The sequence below is a fragment of the Microbacterium hydrothermale genome, assembly GCF_004854025.1.
Classification (GTDB): Bacteria; Actinomycetota; Actinomycetes; order Actinomycetales; family Microbacteriaceae; genus Microbacterium; species Microbacterium hydrothermale.
This window is the reverse complement of sequence record NZ_STGM01000002.1, coordinates 234,861-252,466: the sequence shown is the minus strand read 5'-3', so window position 1 is coordinate 252,466 and position 17,606 is coordinate 234,861. Positions and strand designations below refer to the sequence as shown.

At 71.4% G+C, this 17,606-nt stretch carries 17 protein-coding genes and 3 tRNA genes; 14 read left to right on the top strand and 6 right to left on the bottom strand.

The window, feature by feature from the left end:
• Positions 1-130: 130 nt before the first annotated feature.
• The 3 genes from FB047_RS04855 to FB047_RS04845 form a co-directional block, all read right to left on the bottom strand.
• A tRNA-Phe gene (locus FB047_RS04855) sits at positions 131-203 on the bottom strand.
• 64 nt (positions 204-267) lie between these two features.
• Positions 268-341, bottom strand: a tRNA-Asp gene (locus FB047_RS04850).
• A 30-nt stretch (positions 342-371) separates the two neighbouring features.
• Positions 372-444 (bottom strand) — tRNA-Glu (locus tag FB047_RS04845).
• Between the two features lie 213 nt (positions 445-657).
• Between FB047_RS04845 and FB047_RS04840 the strand changes: the two genes are divergently transcribed.
• On the top strand, positions 658-2,100 hold the full coding sequence (locus tag FB047_RS04840) for a M23 family metallopeptidase (RefSeq protein ID WP_136586077.1): 1,443 nt from the start codon (positions 658-660) through the stop codon (positions 2,098-2,100).
• 73 nt (positions 2,101-2,173) lie between these two features.
• Here FB047_RS04840 and FB047_RS04835 read toward each other — a convergent pair whose 3' ends face one another.
• Positions 2,174-2,707 (bottom strand): inorganic diphosphatase, encoded by a 534-nt coding sequence (locus FB047_RS04835; protein WP_136586076.1) that lies wholly within the window; start codon positions 2,705-2,707, stop codon positions 2,174-2,176.
• A gap of 236 nt (positions 2,708-2,943) precedes the next feature.
• Between FB047_RS04835 and tilS the strand changes: the two genes are divergently transcribed.
• Positions 2,944-3,942, top strand: a complete 999-nt coding sequence (gene tilS / locus FB047_RS04830) for a tRNA lysidine(34) synthetase TilS (RefSeq protein ID WP_136586075.1) — start codon at positions 2,944-2,946, stop codon at positions 3,940-3,942.
• Positions 3,943-4,024: 82 nt separating this feature from the next.
• On the opposite strand, the gene FB047_RS04825 is transcribed toward tilS, so the two are convergent.
• Positions 4,025-5,314 carry an MFS transporter gene (locus FB047_RS04825; RefSeq protein ID WP_167494149.1) on the bottom strand — a complete coding sequence of 430 codons (1,290 nt, stop codon included), beginning with the start codon at positions 5,312-5,314 and terminating at the stop codon, positions 4,025-4,027.
• 174 nt (positions 5,315-5,488) lie between these two features.
• Between FB047_RS04825 and hpt the strand changes: the two genes are divergently transcribed.
• From hpt to lysS, 12 genes are all read left to right on the top strand, one after another.
• On the top strand, positions 5,489-6,040 hold the full coding sequence (gene hpt, locus FB047_RS04820; RefSeq protein ID WP_136586073.1) for a hypoxanthine phosphoribosyltransferase: 552 nt from the start codon (positions 5,489-5,491) through the stop codon (positions 6,038-6,040).
• Positions 6,041-6,163: 123 nt separating this feature from the next.
• Positions 6,164-8,167, top strand: coding sequence for an ATP-dependent zinc metalloprotease FtsH (gene ftsH / locus FB047_RS04815; protein ID WP_136586072.1), 2,004 nt, complete (start codon positions 6,164-6,166; stop codon positions 8,165-8,167).
• A 6-nt stretch (positions 8,168-8,173) separates the two neighbouring features.
• Positions 8,174-8,761, top strand: a complete 588-nt coding sequence (gene folE, locus FB047_RS04810) for a GTP cyclohydrolase I (protein ID WP_136586071.1) — start codon at positions 8,174-8,176, stop codon at positions 8,759-8,761.
• A complete protein-coding gene (gene folP, locus FB047_RS04805; protein WP_136586070.1) occupies positions 8,758-9,549 on the top strand; it encodes a dihydropteroate synthase in 792 nt (263 codons plus the stop codon). Before folE ends, folP begins: the two co-directional genes overlap by 4 nt.
• Positions 9,549-9,917 carry a dihydroneopterin aldolase gene (gene folB, locus FB047_RS04800; protein ID WP_136586069.1) on the top strand — a complete coding sequence of 123 codons (369 nt, stop codon included), beginning with the start codon at positions 9,549-9,551 and terminating at the stop codon, positions 9,915-9,917. The genes folP and folB overlap by 1 nt, the downstream gene beginning before the upstream one ends.
• Positions 9,914-10,441 carry a 2-amino-4-hydroxy-6-hydroxymethyldihydropteridine diphosphokinase gene (gene folK, locus FB047_RS04795; RefSeq protein WP_136586068.1) on the top strand — a complete coding sequence of 176 codons (528 nt, stop codon included), beginning with the start codon at positions 9,914-9,916 and terminating at the stop codon, positions 10,439-10,441. Before folB ends, folK begins: the two co-directional genes overlap by 4 nt.
• On the top strand, positions 10,438-10,923 hold the full coding sequence (locus FB047_RS04790) for a DUF3180 domain-containing protein (protein ID WP_136586067.1): 486 nt from the start codon (positions 10,438-10,440) through the stop codon (positions 10,921-10,923). The genes folK and FB047_RS04790 overlap by 4 nt, the downstream gene beginning before the upstream one ends.
• Complete coding sequence (locus tag FB047_RS04785) at positions 10,877-11,527, top strand: PH domain-containing protein (RefSeq protein WP_136586066.1); 651 nt, start codon at positions 10,877-10,879, stop codon at positions 11,525-11,527. Before FB047_RS04790 ends, FB047_RS04785 begins: the two co-directional genes overlap by 47 nt.
• A gap of 56 nt (positions 11,528-11,583) precedes the next feature.
• Positions 11,584-13,242 carry a PH domain-containing protein gene (locus tag FB047_RS04780; protein ID WP_240752633.1) on the top strand — a complete coding sequence of 553 codons (1,659 nt, stop codon included), beginning with the start codon at positions 11,584-11,586 and terminating at the stop codon, positions 13,240-13,242.
• Positions 13,239-13,958 carry a DUF2520 domain-containing protein gene (locus FB047_RS04775; RefSeq protein ID WP_136586065.1) on the top strand — a complete coding sequence of 240 codons (720 nt, stop codon included), beginning with the start codon at positions 13,239-13,241 and terminating at the stop codon, positions 13,956-13,958. The genes FB047_RS04780 and FB047_RS04775 overlap by 4 nt, the downstream gene beginning before the upstream one ends.
• The gene (gene panC, locus FB047_RS04770; protein ID WP_136586064.1) at positions 13,955-14,809 is read left to right on the top strand and encodes a pantoate--beta-alanine ligase; all 855 of its coding nucleotides are present in this window, start codon (positions 13,955-13,957) and stop codon (positions 14,807-14,809) included. The genes FB047_RS04775 and panC overlap by 4 nt, the downstream gene beginning before the upstream one ends.
• 168 nt (positions 14,810-14,977) lie before the next feature.
• Positions 14,978-16,498 (top strand): lysine--tRNA ligase, encoded by a 1,521-nt coding sequence (gene lysS, locus FB047_RS04765; RefSeq protein WP_136586063.1) that lies wholly within the window; start codon positions 14,978-14,980, stop codon positions 16,496-16,498.
• Here lysS and FB047_RS04760 read toward each other — a convergent pair.
• A complete protein-coding gene (locus FB047_RS04760) occupies positions 16,449-17,600 on the bottom strand; it encodes a DUF4192 family protein (RefSeq protein ID WP_136586062.1) in 1,152 nt (383 codons plus the stop codon). The genes lysS and FB047_RS04760 overlap by 50 nt on opposite strands.
• Between the last annotated feature and the right edge of the window lie 6 nt (positions 17,601-17,606).

Sequence of the window (17,606 nt, the reverse complement as noted above, 5' to 3'; positions counted from 1 at the left end):
CCGCTCGACGACCGAGGGGTCGGAGCCGGGCGCGTCGGAGACGACGTCGCACCTCGCCGGGGCAAAGCAAAACCCCCGCCATATAGAAGCTAGGCGAGGGTTTCTGGGACCGTTGTAATGACGATCCGTGTGGCTCCGACGGGCGTCGATCCCGTGACCTCACGATTTTCAGTCGTGCGCTCTACCAACTGAGCTACAGAGCCGAGCGGCTTGTCTGCCGCTTCCTAGACGAAAGGCCTCCTCGAAAGAAGGCCCGTCGCTGTGGAGCGACCCTGACGGGACTTGAACCCGCGACCTCCGCCGTGACAGGGCGGCACGCTAACCAACTGCGCTACAGGGCCATGCGTTTTAAATTGTACTTCACCGGAAAGTGACCCCAACGGGATTCGAACCCGTGCTACCGCCGTGAAAGGGCGGCGTCCTAGGCCGCTAAACGATGGGGCCGGATGAGGGGGAAACCTTGCGATTTCCAACTCGCTTGCCGACGACCGAGCCTACTTCACATCCCGCGAGATTGCCAATTCGGGGCGTGGCGTACGCCGCTCGCGCGTGTCGCACGCGCAAGATGGGCGCTGACGACGGGAACTCGCCCTGTTGTGCGTGTGACTCGTGTTGCTACTGTGAGTCGAGTTGCGACCGGTGAGAAGAGGTATTCCCGTGACGCTCGAGCGCCCCGACGAGTCAGACGATTGCGGCTGCGCGCCCACGGCGCAGGAGCAGCGGCGCCTCTGGCCGACCTTCGATCGCCGCAGCGCCCTCAAGTTCGGTGCCATCGGTGCCGTCGCCGTCGGAGCGTTCGGCGCGGCGGCATCCGGATTCTCCTCTCCCGCGGTCGCCGCCGACTACCCGTCCTGGGACGACGTCGAAGCGGCGCGGGCGAACGAGGCGGCGAAGGCCGGGGAGATCGCCCGCATCCAGGGGCTGATCCAGGGGCTGCAGTCCGAGGTCGCGCGCACGCAGGCCGAGGTCGTCGCCCGCTCCGACGAGTACTACACGGCTCAGCAGGCCTACCTCGACGCCGACTACCGTGCGCAGCAGATCCAGGCGCAGGCCGACGCCGAGGCGGCCAAGGCCACCGACGCCGCCGCGAAGGCCGGCAAGGTCGCTGCGCAGCTGTACCGCTCCGGTGGAGACGACACCTCGCTCGACCTGTTCTTCTCGGGTTCCGCCGCCAGCGCCGACGATCTGCTGGCCAAGCTCGGCACGATGGACAAGCTCATCGAGCGCAATCGCTCGGTGTACGCCGCGGCCGTCACGGCCCGCGACTCCGCGACCCAGCTGAGCAACCAGGCGAACGACGCCCGCACCGAGCGCGACCGTCTGCAGAAGATCGCCGAAGAGAAGATGGTCGCCGCGCAGCAGGCCGCGCAGGCCGCCCAGGAGGCGCTGGCTGCTCAGCAGGCGAACCAGGTGGTCCTCGAGGCCCAGCTGGCCGCGCTGCAGGACACCACGGCCAAGACCGTCGCCGACTACCAGGCCGGGGTCGAGGCCGAGCGCAAGGCGCGTGAAGAGCGCGAGCGCAAGGCCCGCGAAGAAGCCGAGGCGCGTGACCGCGCCCGTCGCGAGCAGGAAGAGCGCGACCGCCAGAACAACAACAACGGCGGCGGCGGTGGCGGCGGCGGAGGCAGCAGTGACGGAGGCGGCGGTGGCGGTGGAGGCGGCGGCGGCGATGTCGCGGGCTCCGGCTGGGCGCGGCCCTCGTCGGCCGGCACGACCTCGGGCTACGGCCCGCGCTCGAGCCAGTGCAACGGCAGTTACTGCGCGAGCTCGTGGCACCTCGGTCTCGACTTCGGCGCCGGTTGCTACTCGCCGATCTACGCGGCGTCCGCCGGTCGGGTGACCTACGCCGGCTACAACGGCGGCTACGGCAACTACATCCGCATCCAGCACGACGACGGTTCGGCCACCGGTTACGCGCACATCGTCAACGGCGGCATCTACGTCTCGTACGGGCAGCGCGTCGGGGCGGGCGAGCAGATCGCTGCGACCGGCCAGACCGGCAACTCCTTCGGCTGCCACCTGCACTTCGAGGTCTACCCGCCGTGGGGCGGCACGACCGATCCGGCCCCCTGGCTGCGCGATCGCGGCGTCTGGGTCTGATCCCGACACGAGAAAACCCCCGGTCGATCGACCGGGGGTTTCTTCGTGCCGCGGCAGTTGAGCCGCCGCCGGCTCAGAGCGTGTTGGGAGCCTCGCCCGCACCCTGCGTCTTGGTCTGCGCGTCGTGCTCGTCGAAACGCGTGAACGCCTCGGCCACGAGACGCTCGGCCTCGGCGGCGTTCGCCCACTCGTCGACCTTGACCCACTTGTTGGGCTCGAGGTCCTTGTAGTGCTCGAAGAAGTGCGAGATCTCCTTCTTGGTCCACTCGTCGATGTCGTCGACGTCCTGGATGTGATCCCAGCGCGGGTCCTTCGCCAGCACGGCGACGACCTTGTCGTCTCCGCCGGCCTCGTCGCTCATCTTCAGCACGCCGACGGGACGCACCTTGGCCAGGATGCCGGGGTGCAGATCGCGGTCGAGCAGCACGAGCACGTCGAGCGGGTCGCCGTCTTCGCCGAGGGTGTTCTCGAAGAAGCCGTAGTTGGCCGGGTAGCCGAACACCGTGTAGAGGATGCGGTCGAGGTAGACGCGGCCGGTGCCGTGGTCGACCTCGTACTTCACGCGGCTGCCGCGGGGGATCTCGATGACGGCGTCGAATGCGCCCATACTCGTGCTCCTTAGATCTGTGGATTTCCGCGGCCCAGCCTAGTCGGGCCGCGGTTCCGCGCGTGGTCTGCACGCGATGGGTGGGCGGCGACGGCGGTCGCGGCGCGCCGGTCGGTCGGGCCACGACACAGGAGAACCCGCGGCGGGCGCGGCGCGACGCGGCCGGTTGCCGCCCCGGCCGTGACCGCGAAGGGCGAAACTCCTGCCTTGCGTCAGCCGGCCAATACCGTAGGGGGATGGATCGCCGCCCTGGACTCTCCCCCGCCGTCGCCGAGGTGCGCAGGGCCGTGCGTACAGCACTCGAGGGCCGCACCGGTGGCGTCGTGGTGGCGCTGTCGGGCGGGGCGGACTCGCTCGCGCTCGCGGCGGCGACGTCGTTCGAGGCCGAGCGCCTCGGCATCCGGGTCGAGGCCGTCGTGATCGACCACGGCCTGCAGGAGGGCTCGGATGCCGTCGCGGCGCGCGTGGCGCACGACGCGCGGGAGCGGGGCATCGCCGCGCGCGTGATCGCCGTCGAGGTGGTGCCGAAGGACGGCCCCGAGGCCGACGCCCGCGCCGCGCGTTACGCCGCCCTCGCGGGGGCGGCAGCGGATGCGGGCGCCGAGGCCGTGCTGCTCGGCCACACCCTCGACGATCAGGCCGAGACGGTGCTGCTGGGCCTCGCCCGGGGCTCCGGCGCGACGAGTCTGTCGGGCATGGCGGCGGAACGACGGGATGCCGCGGGCCCGACCTGGCTGCGCCCGTTGCTCGGCGTGCGCCGGCGGACGACCGTCGCCGCGTGCGCCGCGGAGGGCCTCGAGCCCTGGGAGGATCCGCAGAACGCCGACCCCGCGTTCCGGCGGGTGCGCGTGCGGGATCGGGTGCTGCCCGTGCTCGAGGACGAGCTCGGACCGGGCGTCGCCGAGGCGCTCGCGCGCACGGCCGAGCAGCTGCGGGAGGATGCCGCGGCCTTCCAGGACATGATCGACGAGACCATCGAAGACATCGTCGAGCACGCCGAGGCGGGCATCTCGATCTCGGTCGCCGCCCTCGCGGCCAATCCCGCGGCGCTGCGCAACCGGATCGTCCGGTACGTCGTCGAGAGCGAGTTCGGCGTCTCACTGACCCGCGCGCAGACGCTCGAGGTCGCGCGTCTCGCCGTCGACTGGCGGGGGCAGGGTCCGATCGACCTGCCCGCGTGCGCCGCCCGGCGGGTCGGCAACCGCATCGAGATCGTCGCTCGCGTCCGCGACTGAACCCCGCGACGGCGGCATCCGGTGCCCCCGTGTCGAAGGCGCACCGGTCGAGCCGGCCCGAGCGGAGAGCGCGCTCGCGTCCTCAGCTGCGCGGGAGCGGTCGACGCACGCGCTTCTCGACGACGGCCATCGCGCCGATCGACACGAGGGCGATCGCGGCGAGTCCGATCGTGAGCAGGGCGAGGCCGTCGAAGAGCAGCCACTGCGCGAACGCCCCGCCGAGGACGTTCCCGAGCACGTATCCGGCGCCGACGACCACGGAGTACGCCCCCATGATCAGTCCGCGGTCGTCGCGGAACTCCGCGGAGATGTCGCTGAGGTGGGTGAGGGCGGCCGGGGTGAAGCCGGCCTCGAGGAACACGCCGACCGCGACCAGGGGGAGGGCGAGCGCGAGGGGGGCTCCGCGGTTGGCCAGGAGCAGTCCGGCGGAGGCGATCATCGCGCCCGACACGGTGAGGAAGAGGACGGGCACGGTGGGCAACCGGCCGATGAAGAACGCCCACGCGACGATGCACAGGCTGAAGAAGAGCACGTAGACGCCCAGGACGAGGGACAGTCCCGCCTCGTCGCCGCGGAAGGCGCCCGGGAAGAGCTGCCCGTCGACGCGGGTGTCGCCGGCGAGGACGAACGTGATCTGCGAGGTCACCCAGGTTCCGAGGATCGCGTTGACGGCGATCCACGCGGGGAGGAAGGCCAGCAGGCGCGGCTGCACGAGGACGCGGAGGCGCTCGCCGAGCGAGGGCGAGGTGCGCGCCGTCGGCGTCGGCGCGGCGGTGGGCACGAAGGCGAACGTCAGCACGGCCGCCCCCACGTAGACGGCGGCGAGGGCCACGAACGTCCAGAGTCCGAGCGCGGCGTACAGGAGCGGTCCCGCGACGGCGCCGAGGGCGATGCCGCCCGACGACGACAGCTCGTAGAGGCTGGTCACCCGGCCGCGCCGACCCCGGTCACCGTCGCTCGTGTCGGCGAGGAGTCCGAGGGTCGTCGGCGCGGAGATCGCGGCTCCCGCCCCGTCGAGCAGTCGCGCGATGCCGACGACGACCACGACGAGGACGAGGGAGGGTGCCGCCGCGATCCACGAGGCGCCGGGGGTCAGGATGACGCCGGCCGCGGCCAGCAGAGGGGCGGCGACGAGGAAGACCTTGCGTCCGCGGCGGTCGCTCGCCGACCCGGCGACGGGCGCCAGCACGAGTTCGACCAGGAACCCGATGCCCGACAGGATCCCCAGCAGGAGCGGCCCCACCGAGGTGCCCTGCCGCGAAAGGTCCACGAAGTACGAGCCCAAGGCGAGCGCGCCCGCCGCCGACGCGGTCCGCAGCAGCAGCTGCGCCACGATCACGGCGGCGGCTCCGCGCGGACGGGGCGCCGTCACGGTCGCCGATCCGCGAGAGTGCAGAGGCTGTCCCAACGCGTCCCCCTCGAGATCGATGCGCGGAATCCCGCATCCGCCGTCGTTCGACGCTACCGCCGCCACGTCGGTGCGGGGCCGGGCGGGCGGCATCCCCGATCGGACGACATCGCGGATCCGGCCCCGTAGACTTTTCGGATGCGCGCGGCCGACATCTCCGACGACATCAGCGAAGTCCTCCTCACCGAGGAGCAGATCCACGGCAAGCTCGCCGAACTGGCGACGCAGGTCGTCGCCGACTACGAGGGGCGCGACGTCGTGCTCGTGGGCGTGCTCAAGGGGGCGGTCATGGTCATGGCCGACTTCGCCCGCCACCTGCCGATGCACGTGTCGATGGACTGGATGGCCGTGTCGTCGTACGGCGCGTCCACCCGGTCGAGCGGCGTGGTGCAGATCCGCAAAGACCTCGACACCGACATCACCGGTAAGCACGTGCTGATCGTCGAGGACATCATCGACTCCGGCCTCACCCTGAGCTGGCTGCTCGAGAACTTCGCCTCGCGCGGGGCGGAGTCGGTCGAGGTGCTCGCGCTGCTGCGCAAGCCCGACGCGATGAAGGTCGAAGTGGACTGCCGCTACGTCGGTTTCGATATTCCGAACGATTTCGTCATCGGCTACGGACTCGACTACGCGGAGAAGTACCGCAACCTGCGCGATGTGGCGGTGCTCGCGCCGCACGTGTATTCCTGAGGCGTTCGGAGCGCCGTCTCCGTACGCCCTCGACGAACGCACAGGCCCGGCATAGTCCGTGGGCGTTAGCCTGATGCGACCGCGTTTCTGCGGAGGATCACGAAAGGGCTGGGCTCGCCCACCATGAATTTCAAGAAGATCACGCGCAATCCGATCGTCTACGTTCTGCTGGTCGGTCTGCTTCTGGTCATCGGTTTCTCCCTCATCTCCAACCTCAGTGGTGCCCGTCAGGTGTCCACCAAGGAGGGTCTGGACCTGCTCAAGGGCGGAACCGTGACGCAGGTCGTCACCAACGATCCCGACCAGCGCGTCGATCTGACGTTGTCGCAGCCCTTCGAGGGCGCGAACGACGTGCAGTTCTACTTCAGCCAGGCCCGCGCGAACGAGGTCGCGAGCGCGATCGACGCGGCGGCCCCCGCCGACGGCTTCAACGACGTCGTGCCCAAGCCCAGCTGGTTCGACGGTCTGCTCGGCCTGATGCTCCCGCTGATCCTGCTCGGTCTGCTCTTCTGGTGGCTGCTGTCCAGCGCCCAGGGCGGCGGCAGCAAGGTCATGCAGTTCGGCAAGTCGCGCGCGAAGCTCGTCACCAAAGAGACGCCCACCGTCACCTTCCAGGACGTCGCGGGTTCCGACGAGGCGATCGAGGAGCTCGACGAGATCAAGGAGTTCCTCAAGGACCCCAAGAAGTTCGAAGAGGTCGGCGCCCGCATCCCCAAGGGCGTGCTGCTGTACGGCCCTCCCGGAACCGGTAAGACCCTCCTCGCGCGCGCCGTCGCGGGAGAGGCCGGCGTGCCGTTCTACTCGATCTCGGGTTCGGACTTCGTCGAGATGTTCGTCGGCGTCGGCGCCAGCCGCGTCCGCGACCTGTTCAACCAGGCCAAGGAGAGCTCCCCGGCCATCATCTTCATCGACGAGATCGACGCCGTCGGTCGCCACCGCGGCGCCGGCATGGGCGGCGGTCACGACGAGCGCGAGCAGACGCTGAACCAGATGCTCGTCGAGATGGACGGCTTCGACCCCAAGGTCAACGTCATCGTGATCGCGGCGACCAACCGCCCCGACATCCTCGACCCGGCCCTGCTGCGCCCCGGCCGCTTCGACCGCCAGATCGGCGTCGACGCCCCCGATCTGAAGGGCCGTCAGCGCATCCTCGAGGTGCACGGCCGCGGCAAGCCGCTGTCGGACTCGGTCGATCTCGAGGTCGTCGCGCGCAAGACGCCCGGCTTCACCGGTGCCGACCTGGCGAACGTCCTCAACGAGGCCGCGCTGCTGACCGCGCGCTCCAACGCCCAGCTCATCGACAACCGCGCCCTCGACGAGGCCATCGACCGCGTCATCGCGGGTCCGCAGCGTCGTACGCGCGTGATGAAGGACAAGGAGAAGCTCATCACGGCCTACCACGAGGGCGGTCACGCCCTCGCCGCGGCGGCGATGAACCACACCGACCCCGTGACGAAGGTCACCATCCTCCCGCGCGGCAAGGCGCTCGGGTACACGATGGTCCTCCCGCTGGATGACAAGTACTCCGTCACGCGCAACGAACTGCAGGACCAGCTGACCTACGCGATGGGCGGCCGTGTGGCGGAGGAGATCGTGTTCCACGACCCCACCACCGGTGCCTCGAACGACATCGAGAAGGCCACGAGCATCGCGCGCAAGATGGTCACCGAGTACGGCATGACCAACGAGGTCGGCCCCGTGAAGCTCGGCTCGTCGTCGGGCGAGGTGTTCATGGGCCGCGACATGGGTCACGGCCGCGACTTCTCGGAGCGCATCGCGGAGCGCGTCGACGCCCAGGTGCGCGCGCTCATCGAGCAGGCGCACAACGAGGCCTACCAGGTGATCAACGACAACCGCGAGGTGCTCGACCGCCTGGCCCTGGCCCTTCTCGAGAAGGAGACGCTCGACCACATCGAGCTCGCCGAGATCTTCAAGGACGTCAAGCGACTCACGCCGCGCCCCCAGTGGCTGTCGTCGGGCGACCGTCCCGTCTCGGACCAGCCTCCCGTCGAGGTGCCGCGTCGCCAGGCTCCGGCCGGGATCGCGGCGTCCGCCGAGGCGGAAGCGCAGACGACCGCGGCGGCGCACCCCCGTCCGAGCGGACAGACGCGCCCGGCGACCGCCTGAGGCGCCGTGGCCGTCGATCGAGAACGGGTCGCAGCCCTCGTCCGCGAGCTGCTGGAGGCGATCGGGGAGGACCCCGATCGCCCCGGCCTTCGCCAGACTCCCGCACGCGTCGCCGACAGCTACGCCGAGTTCTTCTCGGGGGTGGACCAGGATGCCGGCGCCCCCCTGCAGCACACCATCTCGGTGACGCGCGGGCCCGCGCCCGACACCCTGCCGTCCGGTGCCGTGATGGTGCGCGACATCGCGTTCCGCTCGATGTGCGAGCACCACCTCCTGCCCTTCCGGGGGCGCGCCCACGTGGCGTACCTCCCGGGGGAGGAGGTCGTGGGTCTGGGCGCCCTCCCCAAGGTCATCGACGTGCTCGCTGCGCGACCGCAGGTGCAGGAACGGCTCGGCGAGCAGGTGGCCGACGCGATCGCCTCGGCCCTCGACGCACGAGGGGTGCTCGTCGTGCTGGACGCCACGCACGAGTGCGTGACCATGCGCGGCGGTCGACAGCTCGACGCCTCGACCGTGACGATCGCGGCCCGCGGGGCGTACGCCGAGCCGTCTGCCCGTAGCGAGCTCGTCGCCCTGATCGGCGCTCGCGGATGACGCTCGTGATGGCGATCGTGAACGTCACCCCCGATTCCTTCAGCGACGGCGGTCGTTACCTCGACCCCGACGTCGCGATCGCGCACGCCCGCTCCCTGCGCGCCCAGGGTGCGGACCTGCTCGACGTCGGCGGCGAGTCCACGCGCCCGGGAGCGGAGCGGGTGGCGCCCCGGGTCGAGCAGCAGCGCGTTCTGCCGGTGGTCGCGGCTCTGGCATCCGAGGGGGCGTTCGTCAGCATCGACACCATGAACGCCTCGACCGCGCGAGCCGCCGTCGCGGCGGGCGCCCGCCTGGTGAACGACGTCTCGGGGGGCCTCGCCGACCCGGAGATGTTCGCCGCGATCGCCGAGAGCGGAGCCGAGGTGGCGATCGGCCACTGGCGGGGACCCTCGAGCGAAATGTACGCGCGAGCGGAGTACGTCGACGTGGCGGCCGAGGTCGTCGCCGAGCTCGACGAGCGCGTCGCCGCCGCGGAGGCGGCGGGCATCCCGTCGTCGCGGATCGTCGTCGATCCCGGTATCGGGTTCGGCAAGCGCGGTGATCAGAACTGGCGGACGCTGCGGGCCCTCCCCGCTCTCGTCGCCCGGGGTAACCGCGTGCTCGTCGGCACGAGCCGCAAGAGGTTCCTCGCCGACGCGCTCGGCGACGACGCCGATCTCTCCCGACGCGATCTCGCGACCGCCGTCACGAGCGCCCTCGCCGCCGGCGCGGGCGCCTGGGCGGTCCGCGTGCACGATGTTCCGACCACTCGCGACGCCCTCGCCGTCGCCCGCGCCTGGGAGTCCTGATGGATGCCGCCGACCGCATCACCCTGACGGGCGTGCGCGCCTTCGGGTACCACGGGGTCTACCCCGATGAGAAGCGCGACGGGCAGGAGTTCGTCGTCGACGCGACCGTGTTCCTGCCCCTGCGGCGTGCCGCGGAGACGGATGACGTCGTCGACACGGTGCACTACGGCGAGCTGGCCGAGCGCATCGCCGCGATCGTGGCGGGAGACCCCGTCGATCTGCTCGAGAAGCTCGCGGCGCGCATCGCCGACGCCGTGCTGCTCGACGAACGGATCGACGCCGTCACCGTGACCGTGCACAAGCCGACGGCGCCGATCCCCGTCCCGTTCGCGGACGTGTCGGTGACGATCACGCGGACGCGCTCGTGAGCGTGCGGTTGGCGCACGGGATCGGTGACGCCCCCCGGACCTCGCCCGTCGCGGCGGTCGTCGCCCTGGGCGCGAACCTGGGCGAGCGCGCCGAGACGCTGGCCGCCGCCGTCGCCGAGCTGCGGGCCCTTCCCCTCACGGAGGACGTGCGGGTGTCGGCTCCGATCGAGACCGTCGCCGTCACGCTGCAGGGCGAGGACGAGGACGCTCCCCGGTACCTGAACGCCGTCGCGACGCTGCGCACGCGTCTCGCCCCCACGGCGCTGCTCGCGGCGCTGCACCGCATCGAGGCCCGCCACGGGCGCGTCCGCCGCGAGCGGTGGGGCGACCGCACGCTCGATCTCGACCTCATCGCCTACGGTGACGAGGTCATCGACCGCGACGACCTCGTCGTCCCGCACCCTCGGGCGCACGAGCGCGATTTCGTGCTCGTGCCCTGGCTCGACGTGGATCCGGATGCCGAGATCCCCGGCCGGGGCCGGGTCGACGACCTGCTGCGAGATCTGCGAGGAGAAGCGACGTGAAGCGCACGGGAGCCGGCATCCTGATCATCGCCGTGATCATCGGCGGCGTGTTCGGCTTCGTGCTCGACACCATGCTCACCGCGATGGGCCGGGCGACCTTCGTGCCCGCCGCGAGCCTGCCGACGATCCTGGCGCTGCTGGGGGTCGTGATCGTCGTGCTCGCCGTGCCGGTGTACCGCGCGACGCGCGGGCGCAGCGATCGACGCATCGACCCGTTCCGTGCCCTGCGCATCGCGATGCTCGCGAAGGCTTCGTCTCTCGTCGGGGCGGCGGCGCTCGGCTTCGGCGTGGGACTGCTGGCCTTCTTGTTGAGCCGACCGGCGACCCCGTCGATAGGCTCGATGGGATCGATCATCGCGACGGTCGTGTGCGCAGTCGTCCTCGTCGTCGCGGGTCTCGTGGCCGAGCAGCTCTGCACCCTCCGGAAGGACGACGATGACGACACCCCCGGAGACACCCCTGCCGGGCCCATCGGGATCTGACCCGTCGGGGTCCGGCCCGTCCGGATCCGGCCCGTCGGGGGCTGGACCGTCGGGGGCTGGCCCGTCGGGCGAGGGCGCGCTCGATGAGGGCACCTTCTCGCGCATCCTCGAGCCGCGTTCGTCGGGCCGTCTGCCGCTCGGCGACGGCACGTGGCACCAGCTGGCGCGCGCCTACGTGTGGGTCCAGCTGATCTCGCAGGGCGCGGTGTTCGTCCTCGTGCTCGCCGTGGCCGTCGCGCTCCAGCTCTTCTTGGGGCTGCCCTGGCCGTGGATCCCCGCGGGGATCGTGCTGGTGATCACGGCGATCGGACTGCTCATCACCCCGCGACAGGCGCGCTCCTTCGGATACCAGCTGCGCCACGACGACCTCGTCTTCCGCCGCGGCATCCTGTGGCAGCGCGTCGTCGCCGTGCCGTACGGGCGCATGCAGCTCGTCGACATCACCCACGGCCCGCTGGACCGCGGCTTCGGGATTGCGCAGCTCAAGCTCGTCACGGCGGCGGCGTCGACGGGGGTCACGATCCCCGGCCTCACGCAGGAGGCGGCCGAGCAGCTGCGCGACACCCTCGTCGCCGTGGCGGAGACCCGGCGGACGGGGCTGTGAGCGACCCGGGGCGGGAGCCCGGCGCGGCCGGAGGCGATCGAGAGGAGCGGTCCGGTGTGGCCGGGGGTGGCGCGGGCGAGCGTCCCGGGGCTGTCGGAGATGGCGCAGCGGCCGCGTCCGGCGCGGTCGACGACGACCTGGGGGAGGCTCGCGCGGCCGGGGGAGACCCGGGGGCGCGACGCGGCCCGGTCGTCCGCTCGCCGTACAGCGACGGGGAGTGGCACCGACTGCACCCGCTGACGCCGTTGCTGCGCGGAGGCCTGTCGCTGCTCGTGATCGGTGGTCTCATCGTCGCCAACCTGCGCGAGCGGCTGCTGGAACTGTTCTTCCCCGTCTTCACCGACCTGCCGCCGGGTGAGCTCCCACCCGACCCCGTGGACTTCCTGCTCGCGAACAACCTGATCCTCATCGCGGCGGGGGTGGCGCTTGCGGTGCTGATCGTGCTGCTGGCGTTGTTCCGCCTCTCCTGGCGTTTCCACACGCTGCGCATCGGGGCGGACGACGTCGAGGTGCGCTCCGGAGTGCTCTTCCGCACTCATCGTCGCGCTCCGCTGGACCGCGTGCAGGGGGTGAACCTGACGCGCCCGATGCTCGCGCGCCTCCTCGGGCTGGCGAAGCTCGAGGTGGTCGGCGCCGGCCTCGATGCGAACGTCAAGCTCGAGTACCTGTCGGGCAAGGACGCCGAGGCGATCCGCGGCGACATCCTGCGCCTGGCCTCGGGTCGCCGCTTGGCCGAGGCCGGAGCCGACCCGCGCGACCGCCGACCTCTGGTGACGGTGGCCGCCGACACCGTGGCGGACGGACTGCAGGGGATCGTCGACGGGGAGGACTTCTCCGACGCCGAGCCCGAGAGCATCGTGCGCATCCCCCTCGGCCGTCTCGTGGCATCGCGCGTGCTGAGCGGTTCGACGCTCGTGCTCATCGCCTTCGTCGTCGGCATCGTGGTCGCCGCGTCGGTGTCGACGCTGTGGCTGCTGTTCACCGTCGTGCCCATGTTCCTCGCCTTCGGCGCGTACTACGTGCGTTCCGTCGCGCGGGGGCTGCGCTATTCGATCGCCCCGACGTCCGACGGGGTGAGGGTGACGTTCGGTCTGTTCACGACGGTGACCGAGGTCGTTCCGCCGGGACGCGTCCACGCCATCGAGGTGCGGCAGCCGTTGCTCTGGCGGCCGTTCGGGTGGTGGTCGGTCACGGTGAACCGCCTGTCGGGACGAGCCTCCACGGACTCCGGCACCGATCAGCTCGCGGCCGTGCTGCCCATCGGGACGCGTGCCGACGTCGAGCGCGTGCTCCGGATCCTCGCCCCCGGGCTGCCGGGCGACGAATGGACACTCGTGTTCCGCGACGGCATCCTGGGTCCGGTGGAAGACGACCCCTATCTGACGACCCCTCGGCGTGCGCGGTGGCTCCGGCCGCTGTCGTGGCGCCGCAACGGCGTGCTCCTCACCGCCGACGCCCTGCTGCTGCGTCGAGGCTGGATCTGGCGTTCGCTCACCCTGCTGCCGTTGGCGCGGCTTCAGTCGGTCGGCGTCCACCAGGGTCCGCTGGCCCGCGCCGTCCGCACGGCGACGCTCACGGGGCACGTCATCGCGGGAACGGTGCAGACGACGCTCGGCGCGATCGACCGCGACGATGCGCTCCGTCTGTTCGATGCGACCGCCCGGGGCGCGGTGGCGGCGGCCGCGGGCGACCGCACGCACCGGTGGGCAGGATGAGCGGGCGGGACGGACGCCTCGGGGTGGGCGTCATCGGTGCCGGCCGCGTCGGACCCGTCATCGCGGCGGCGCTCGCCGGGGCGGGACACGCCCTGACCGGCATCACCTCCGGCTCCGACGACGATCGCGTCGAGGCGATCCTCCCCGGCGTCCCGCAGCTCACAGCCGACGAGGTCGCTCGACGCAGCGAACTCGTCGTGATCGCGGTCCCGCACGAGCAGCTGCCGGGCCTGGTCGCAGGGCTCGCCGAGGTCGGAGCCTGGCAGCCCGGCCAACTCGTTCTGCACACCGACGCCGCGTACGGAGCGAGAGTGCTCGATCCCGCGACGCAGCGGGGCGCCATCCCCCTGGCGATCCACCCCGCGATCGTCTTCACCGGTGCCTCGTCGATCGACCTGCGACAGCTGGCCCAGGCGTACGCGGCGGTGACCGCCCCTGCTCCCGTGCTCCCGATCGCGCAGGCGCTCGCGGTGGAGCTCGGGTGCGAGCCCGTCGTGGTCGTGGAGGACGACAGGCCGACGTACGCCGAGGCGATCGCGACGGCGACGGAGTTCTCGCGCTCCATCGTGCGGCAGTCGTCGGAGCTGCTCCGTGGCGTGGGCGTCGACAATCCCGGCGGGTATCTGTCGGCCCTGGTCCGATCGAGCGTCGACCAGGCCCTCGTCGACGGCGGCGGCGCGGGCCGCTTCGGCGGCGACGCTACGATCGACGGATGATCGCCACCCTCGAGGATCTGCGCGCCCGACTCGACGAGATCCGAGGGACAGAGCGACGTGCCGGGGGACCCCGTGTCGCCCTCGTGTCCACGCTCGGGGCTCTCCACGACGGGCACGTCGACCTCATCACGCGCGCCAGGGAGTCGGCGGACGTCGTGGTCGTGTCGACCTTCGTCAATCCGCTGCGCTTCCGCACCGCGGAGGACACCGCCGCCTATCCCCGCACCCCCGACGTCGACGCGCGCGTGCTCGACGATCTGGGGGTGGACGTGATCTTCGCCCCGTCGGCCGCCGAGTTCCTCCCCGCCGGTACGGCGACGACGAGGGTCTCCGCGGGCGACGTCGGCCTCCGCTACGAGGGGCGCGTGCGCCCGTTCTACTTCGACGGGGTGCTGACCGTCGAGGCCAAGCTGTTCAACCTCGTCTCCCCTCACGTGGCCGTGTACGGCGAGCGCGATCTGCAGCGGATCTTCCTGGTGCGACGCATGGTGCGCGACCTCGACATCCCGGTCGAGATCGAGACGGTCGCCACGGTCCGCACCGACGACGGGCTGCCGGTGTCGAGCCGGATCGCGCTCCTGGAGGACGCCGATCGACGTGCGGCCGCCAAGCTCCCGCGTGCGCTCGAGGCCGCCGCGTCGAACGCCGATCTCGGCGTGGACGCCTGCATCGCCGCCGCGCAGTCGGCGCTCATGGGTGAGCAGCGCATCGCGCTCGAATATCTGAGCGTCGTCGATCCCTCGACCTTCCTCCCGGTCGACGACGGCCACCGCGGTCGGGCGTTCGCGCTGATCGCGGCGACGGTCGGGGGTCACCGCTTCATCGACAACGCCGAGATCTCGCTGCGCTGACGCCGCCCTCGGATGTCCGCGCCGACGTCGGCGACGGGTCGCCGCAATCGGTGCGGCTCGGGGGAGCGCGCGCGGAACGCCGACGTCGGAGCGCTCGGACGAGCGCCGGCGCCCCAACGGCCGTGGACCGGGCGAATACACTGGGGAGGACCCCGAGGAGCTTCCACGATGACCGACGCGCCCGCGAACGACGCTGCCGAACCCACCGAAGACGAGGTCTTCGAGCAGAAGGCGGTACGCCTGGCCAAGCGCGAGCGCCTGCTCGCCGAGCGTGCTGACGCCGCGGGCGGCGCCTACCCGGTCGCGGTGCCCGTCACGACCACGATCACGGCGCTGCGCGCGCGTTTCGGCGACCTGGAGGCCGGCGCGGAGACGGGAGAGACCGTGGGCGTCGCGGGTCGCGTCGTCTTCAGCCGCAACACCGGCAAGCTCTGCTTCGCCTCTCTTCAGGCCGGCGACGGCAGCCGCATCCAGGCGATGGTCTCGCAGGGTGTCGTGGGCGAGGAGTCGCTGCAGGCGTGGAAGGAGCTCGTCGACCTCGGCGATCACGTGTTCGTCTCGGGCGAGGTCATCTCGAGCCGCCGCGGTGAGCTCTCGATCATGGTCGCCGAGTGGCGCATCGCCTCCAAGGCCGTGCTCCCCCTGCCGAACCTGCATACGGAGCTCAGCGAGGAGAGCCGGGTGCGCAGCCGGTTCCTCGACCTGATCGTGCGCGACCGCGCCCGCGACACCGTGCTCGCGCGCGCCAAGGTCAACGCGAGCCTTCGACGCACCTTCACCGAGCGCGACTTCGTCGAGGTCGAGACGCCGATGCTGCAGGTGCAGCACGGCGGCGCCTCCGCGCGCCCCTTCACGACCCACTCCAACGCCTTCGACACCGAGCTCTTCCTCCGCATCGCGCCGGAGCTCTACCTCAAGCGTGCGGTCGTCGGCGGCATCGATCGCGTGTACGAGATCAACCGGAACTTCCGCAACGAGGGTTCCGACTCCACGCACAGCCCCGAGTTCGCGATGCTCGAGGCGTACCAGGCGTACACCGACTACAACGGCATCGCCGACCTCACCCAGACCCTGATCCAGGACGCCGCGATCGCGGTCGCGGGATCGACCACGGTCACCTGGGCGGACGGCACCGAGTACGACCTCGGCGGGGAGTGGGACCGCATCTCGATGTACGACTCGCTGTCGGCGGCATCCGGTCACCTCGTCACCCCCGAGACGTCGCTCGACGAGCTGCGCGCGCTCGGCGAAGAGTCCGGCGTCGACGCGCCGCCGCACGAGACGCACGGCAAGTGGGTCGAGGAGCTGTGGGAGCACTTCGTGAAGGGCGGTCTGACGCGCCCGACCTTCGTCATGGACTTCCCGGTCGACACCAGTCCGCTGGTGCGCGAGCACCGCTCGATCGCGGGTGTGGTGGAGAAATGGGATCTGTACGTTCGCGGCTTCGAGCTCGCCACCGGATACTCCGAGCTCGTCGACCCGGTCATCCAGCGCCAGCGTTTCGTCGAGCAGGCGAAGCTCGCTGCTCGCGGTGACGACGAGGCCATGCCCATCGACGAGGAGTTCTTGCGGGCTCTGGAGCACGGGATGCCGCCGACGGGCGGCATGGGAATGGGGATCGATCGTCTGCTGATGGCGATCACCGGCCTCGGGATCCGCGAGACGATCCTCTTCCCCCTCGTGAAGTAGGCCGCTCGAAGACCCACTCCGGCAGGCGGCCCGCGTCGAGCAGGCTCAGCATGATCGTGCTCAGCCCGTGCTGGGCGTCGATGCGCAGCGCCTCCTCGGCATTCGTCGCCGCGTGGGAAGAGCGTCCCTGGGCCCAGGCCAGCCACGCGCACGCCGACAGGGCGCCCGGTCGCCGCTCGGCGGGCAGCGCGGCGGTGGTGGCGCGGCAGAGGTCGAGAGCCGCGCGGAGCCGGGCCGGGTCGGGTCGGGCTCCTTCGCCCCACATCGGACGGGCGAGGTCTTCGGGGAACGGTTCGCCGATGCCGAACGCCGTCTGCGCGTCGAGGACGGCGTCGCCCCGAGCGGCGTTGACCGCCCACTGCATGAGCGCCACGTCGCGCAGGAGCGGACGCTCGAGGCAGAACGCCAGCGCAGCCGTAATCGACGCCGTCACCGGGTGGGCGGTGAGTGCCTTCTCGAACAGGGCCGGCGGATCGGCGACGAGCGCGGCGACCTCGTCGGCTCGCGAGCGGCGGCCGAGCGGGAGCCGGCGCCGCGCCCCCGGGGTGCTCAGCAGGTCGTCGACGTCACGCAGAACGGCGACGATCGCCCGGGTGGTCTCGTCGTCGACCGTCGGCAGCGCGGCGGCGGAGAACTGGTCGGTGCCGGGCAGGTCTTCGGGGATCTCGGCGGCGGCCGCGGCGATGTCGGACAGCAGACCGCGGGACGCGTCCGACGGGTCGAGGTAGCAGCCCCAGGCGTCGGGGCCGACGACGAGGGCGTCGAGCACGCGCAGGCCGCAGATGCCCGCGCGGGCGAGGACCTCGTCGACGAGACGACGCTCGGGAAGATCGCCGTCGCCCGACAGGGGCTCGTCCGTGTAGACGATCGGGACGATGGCATCCGTCGAGGCGACCTTGCAGGCCATGCCGATGACGGTGGAGGCGACGCTCTCGGCCTCCCTCTGCCCGCCGCGGGGGAGATCGACGCGCATGGCGCCCGACGACCGACCGTCCGCGAACGGGACGACGACGAGGCTGCGACGCGGTGTGCACTCCAGGAGGTGAGGCACGAGGGCGAGGAAGGAAGCGGAGGAGCGGGTTCGGACGACGGTGGTGGTCATGGGCAC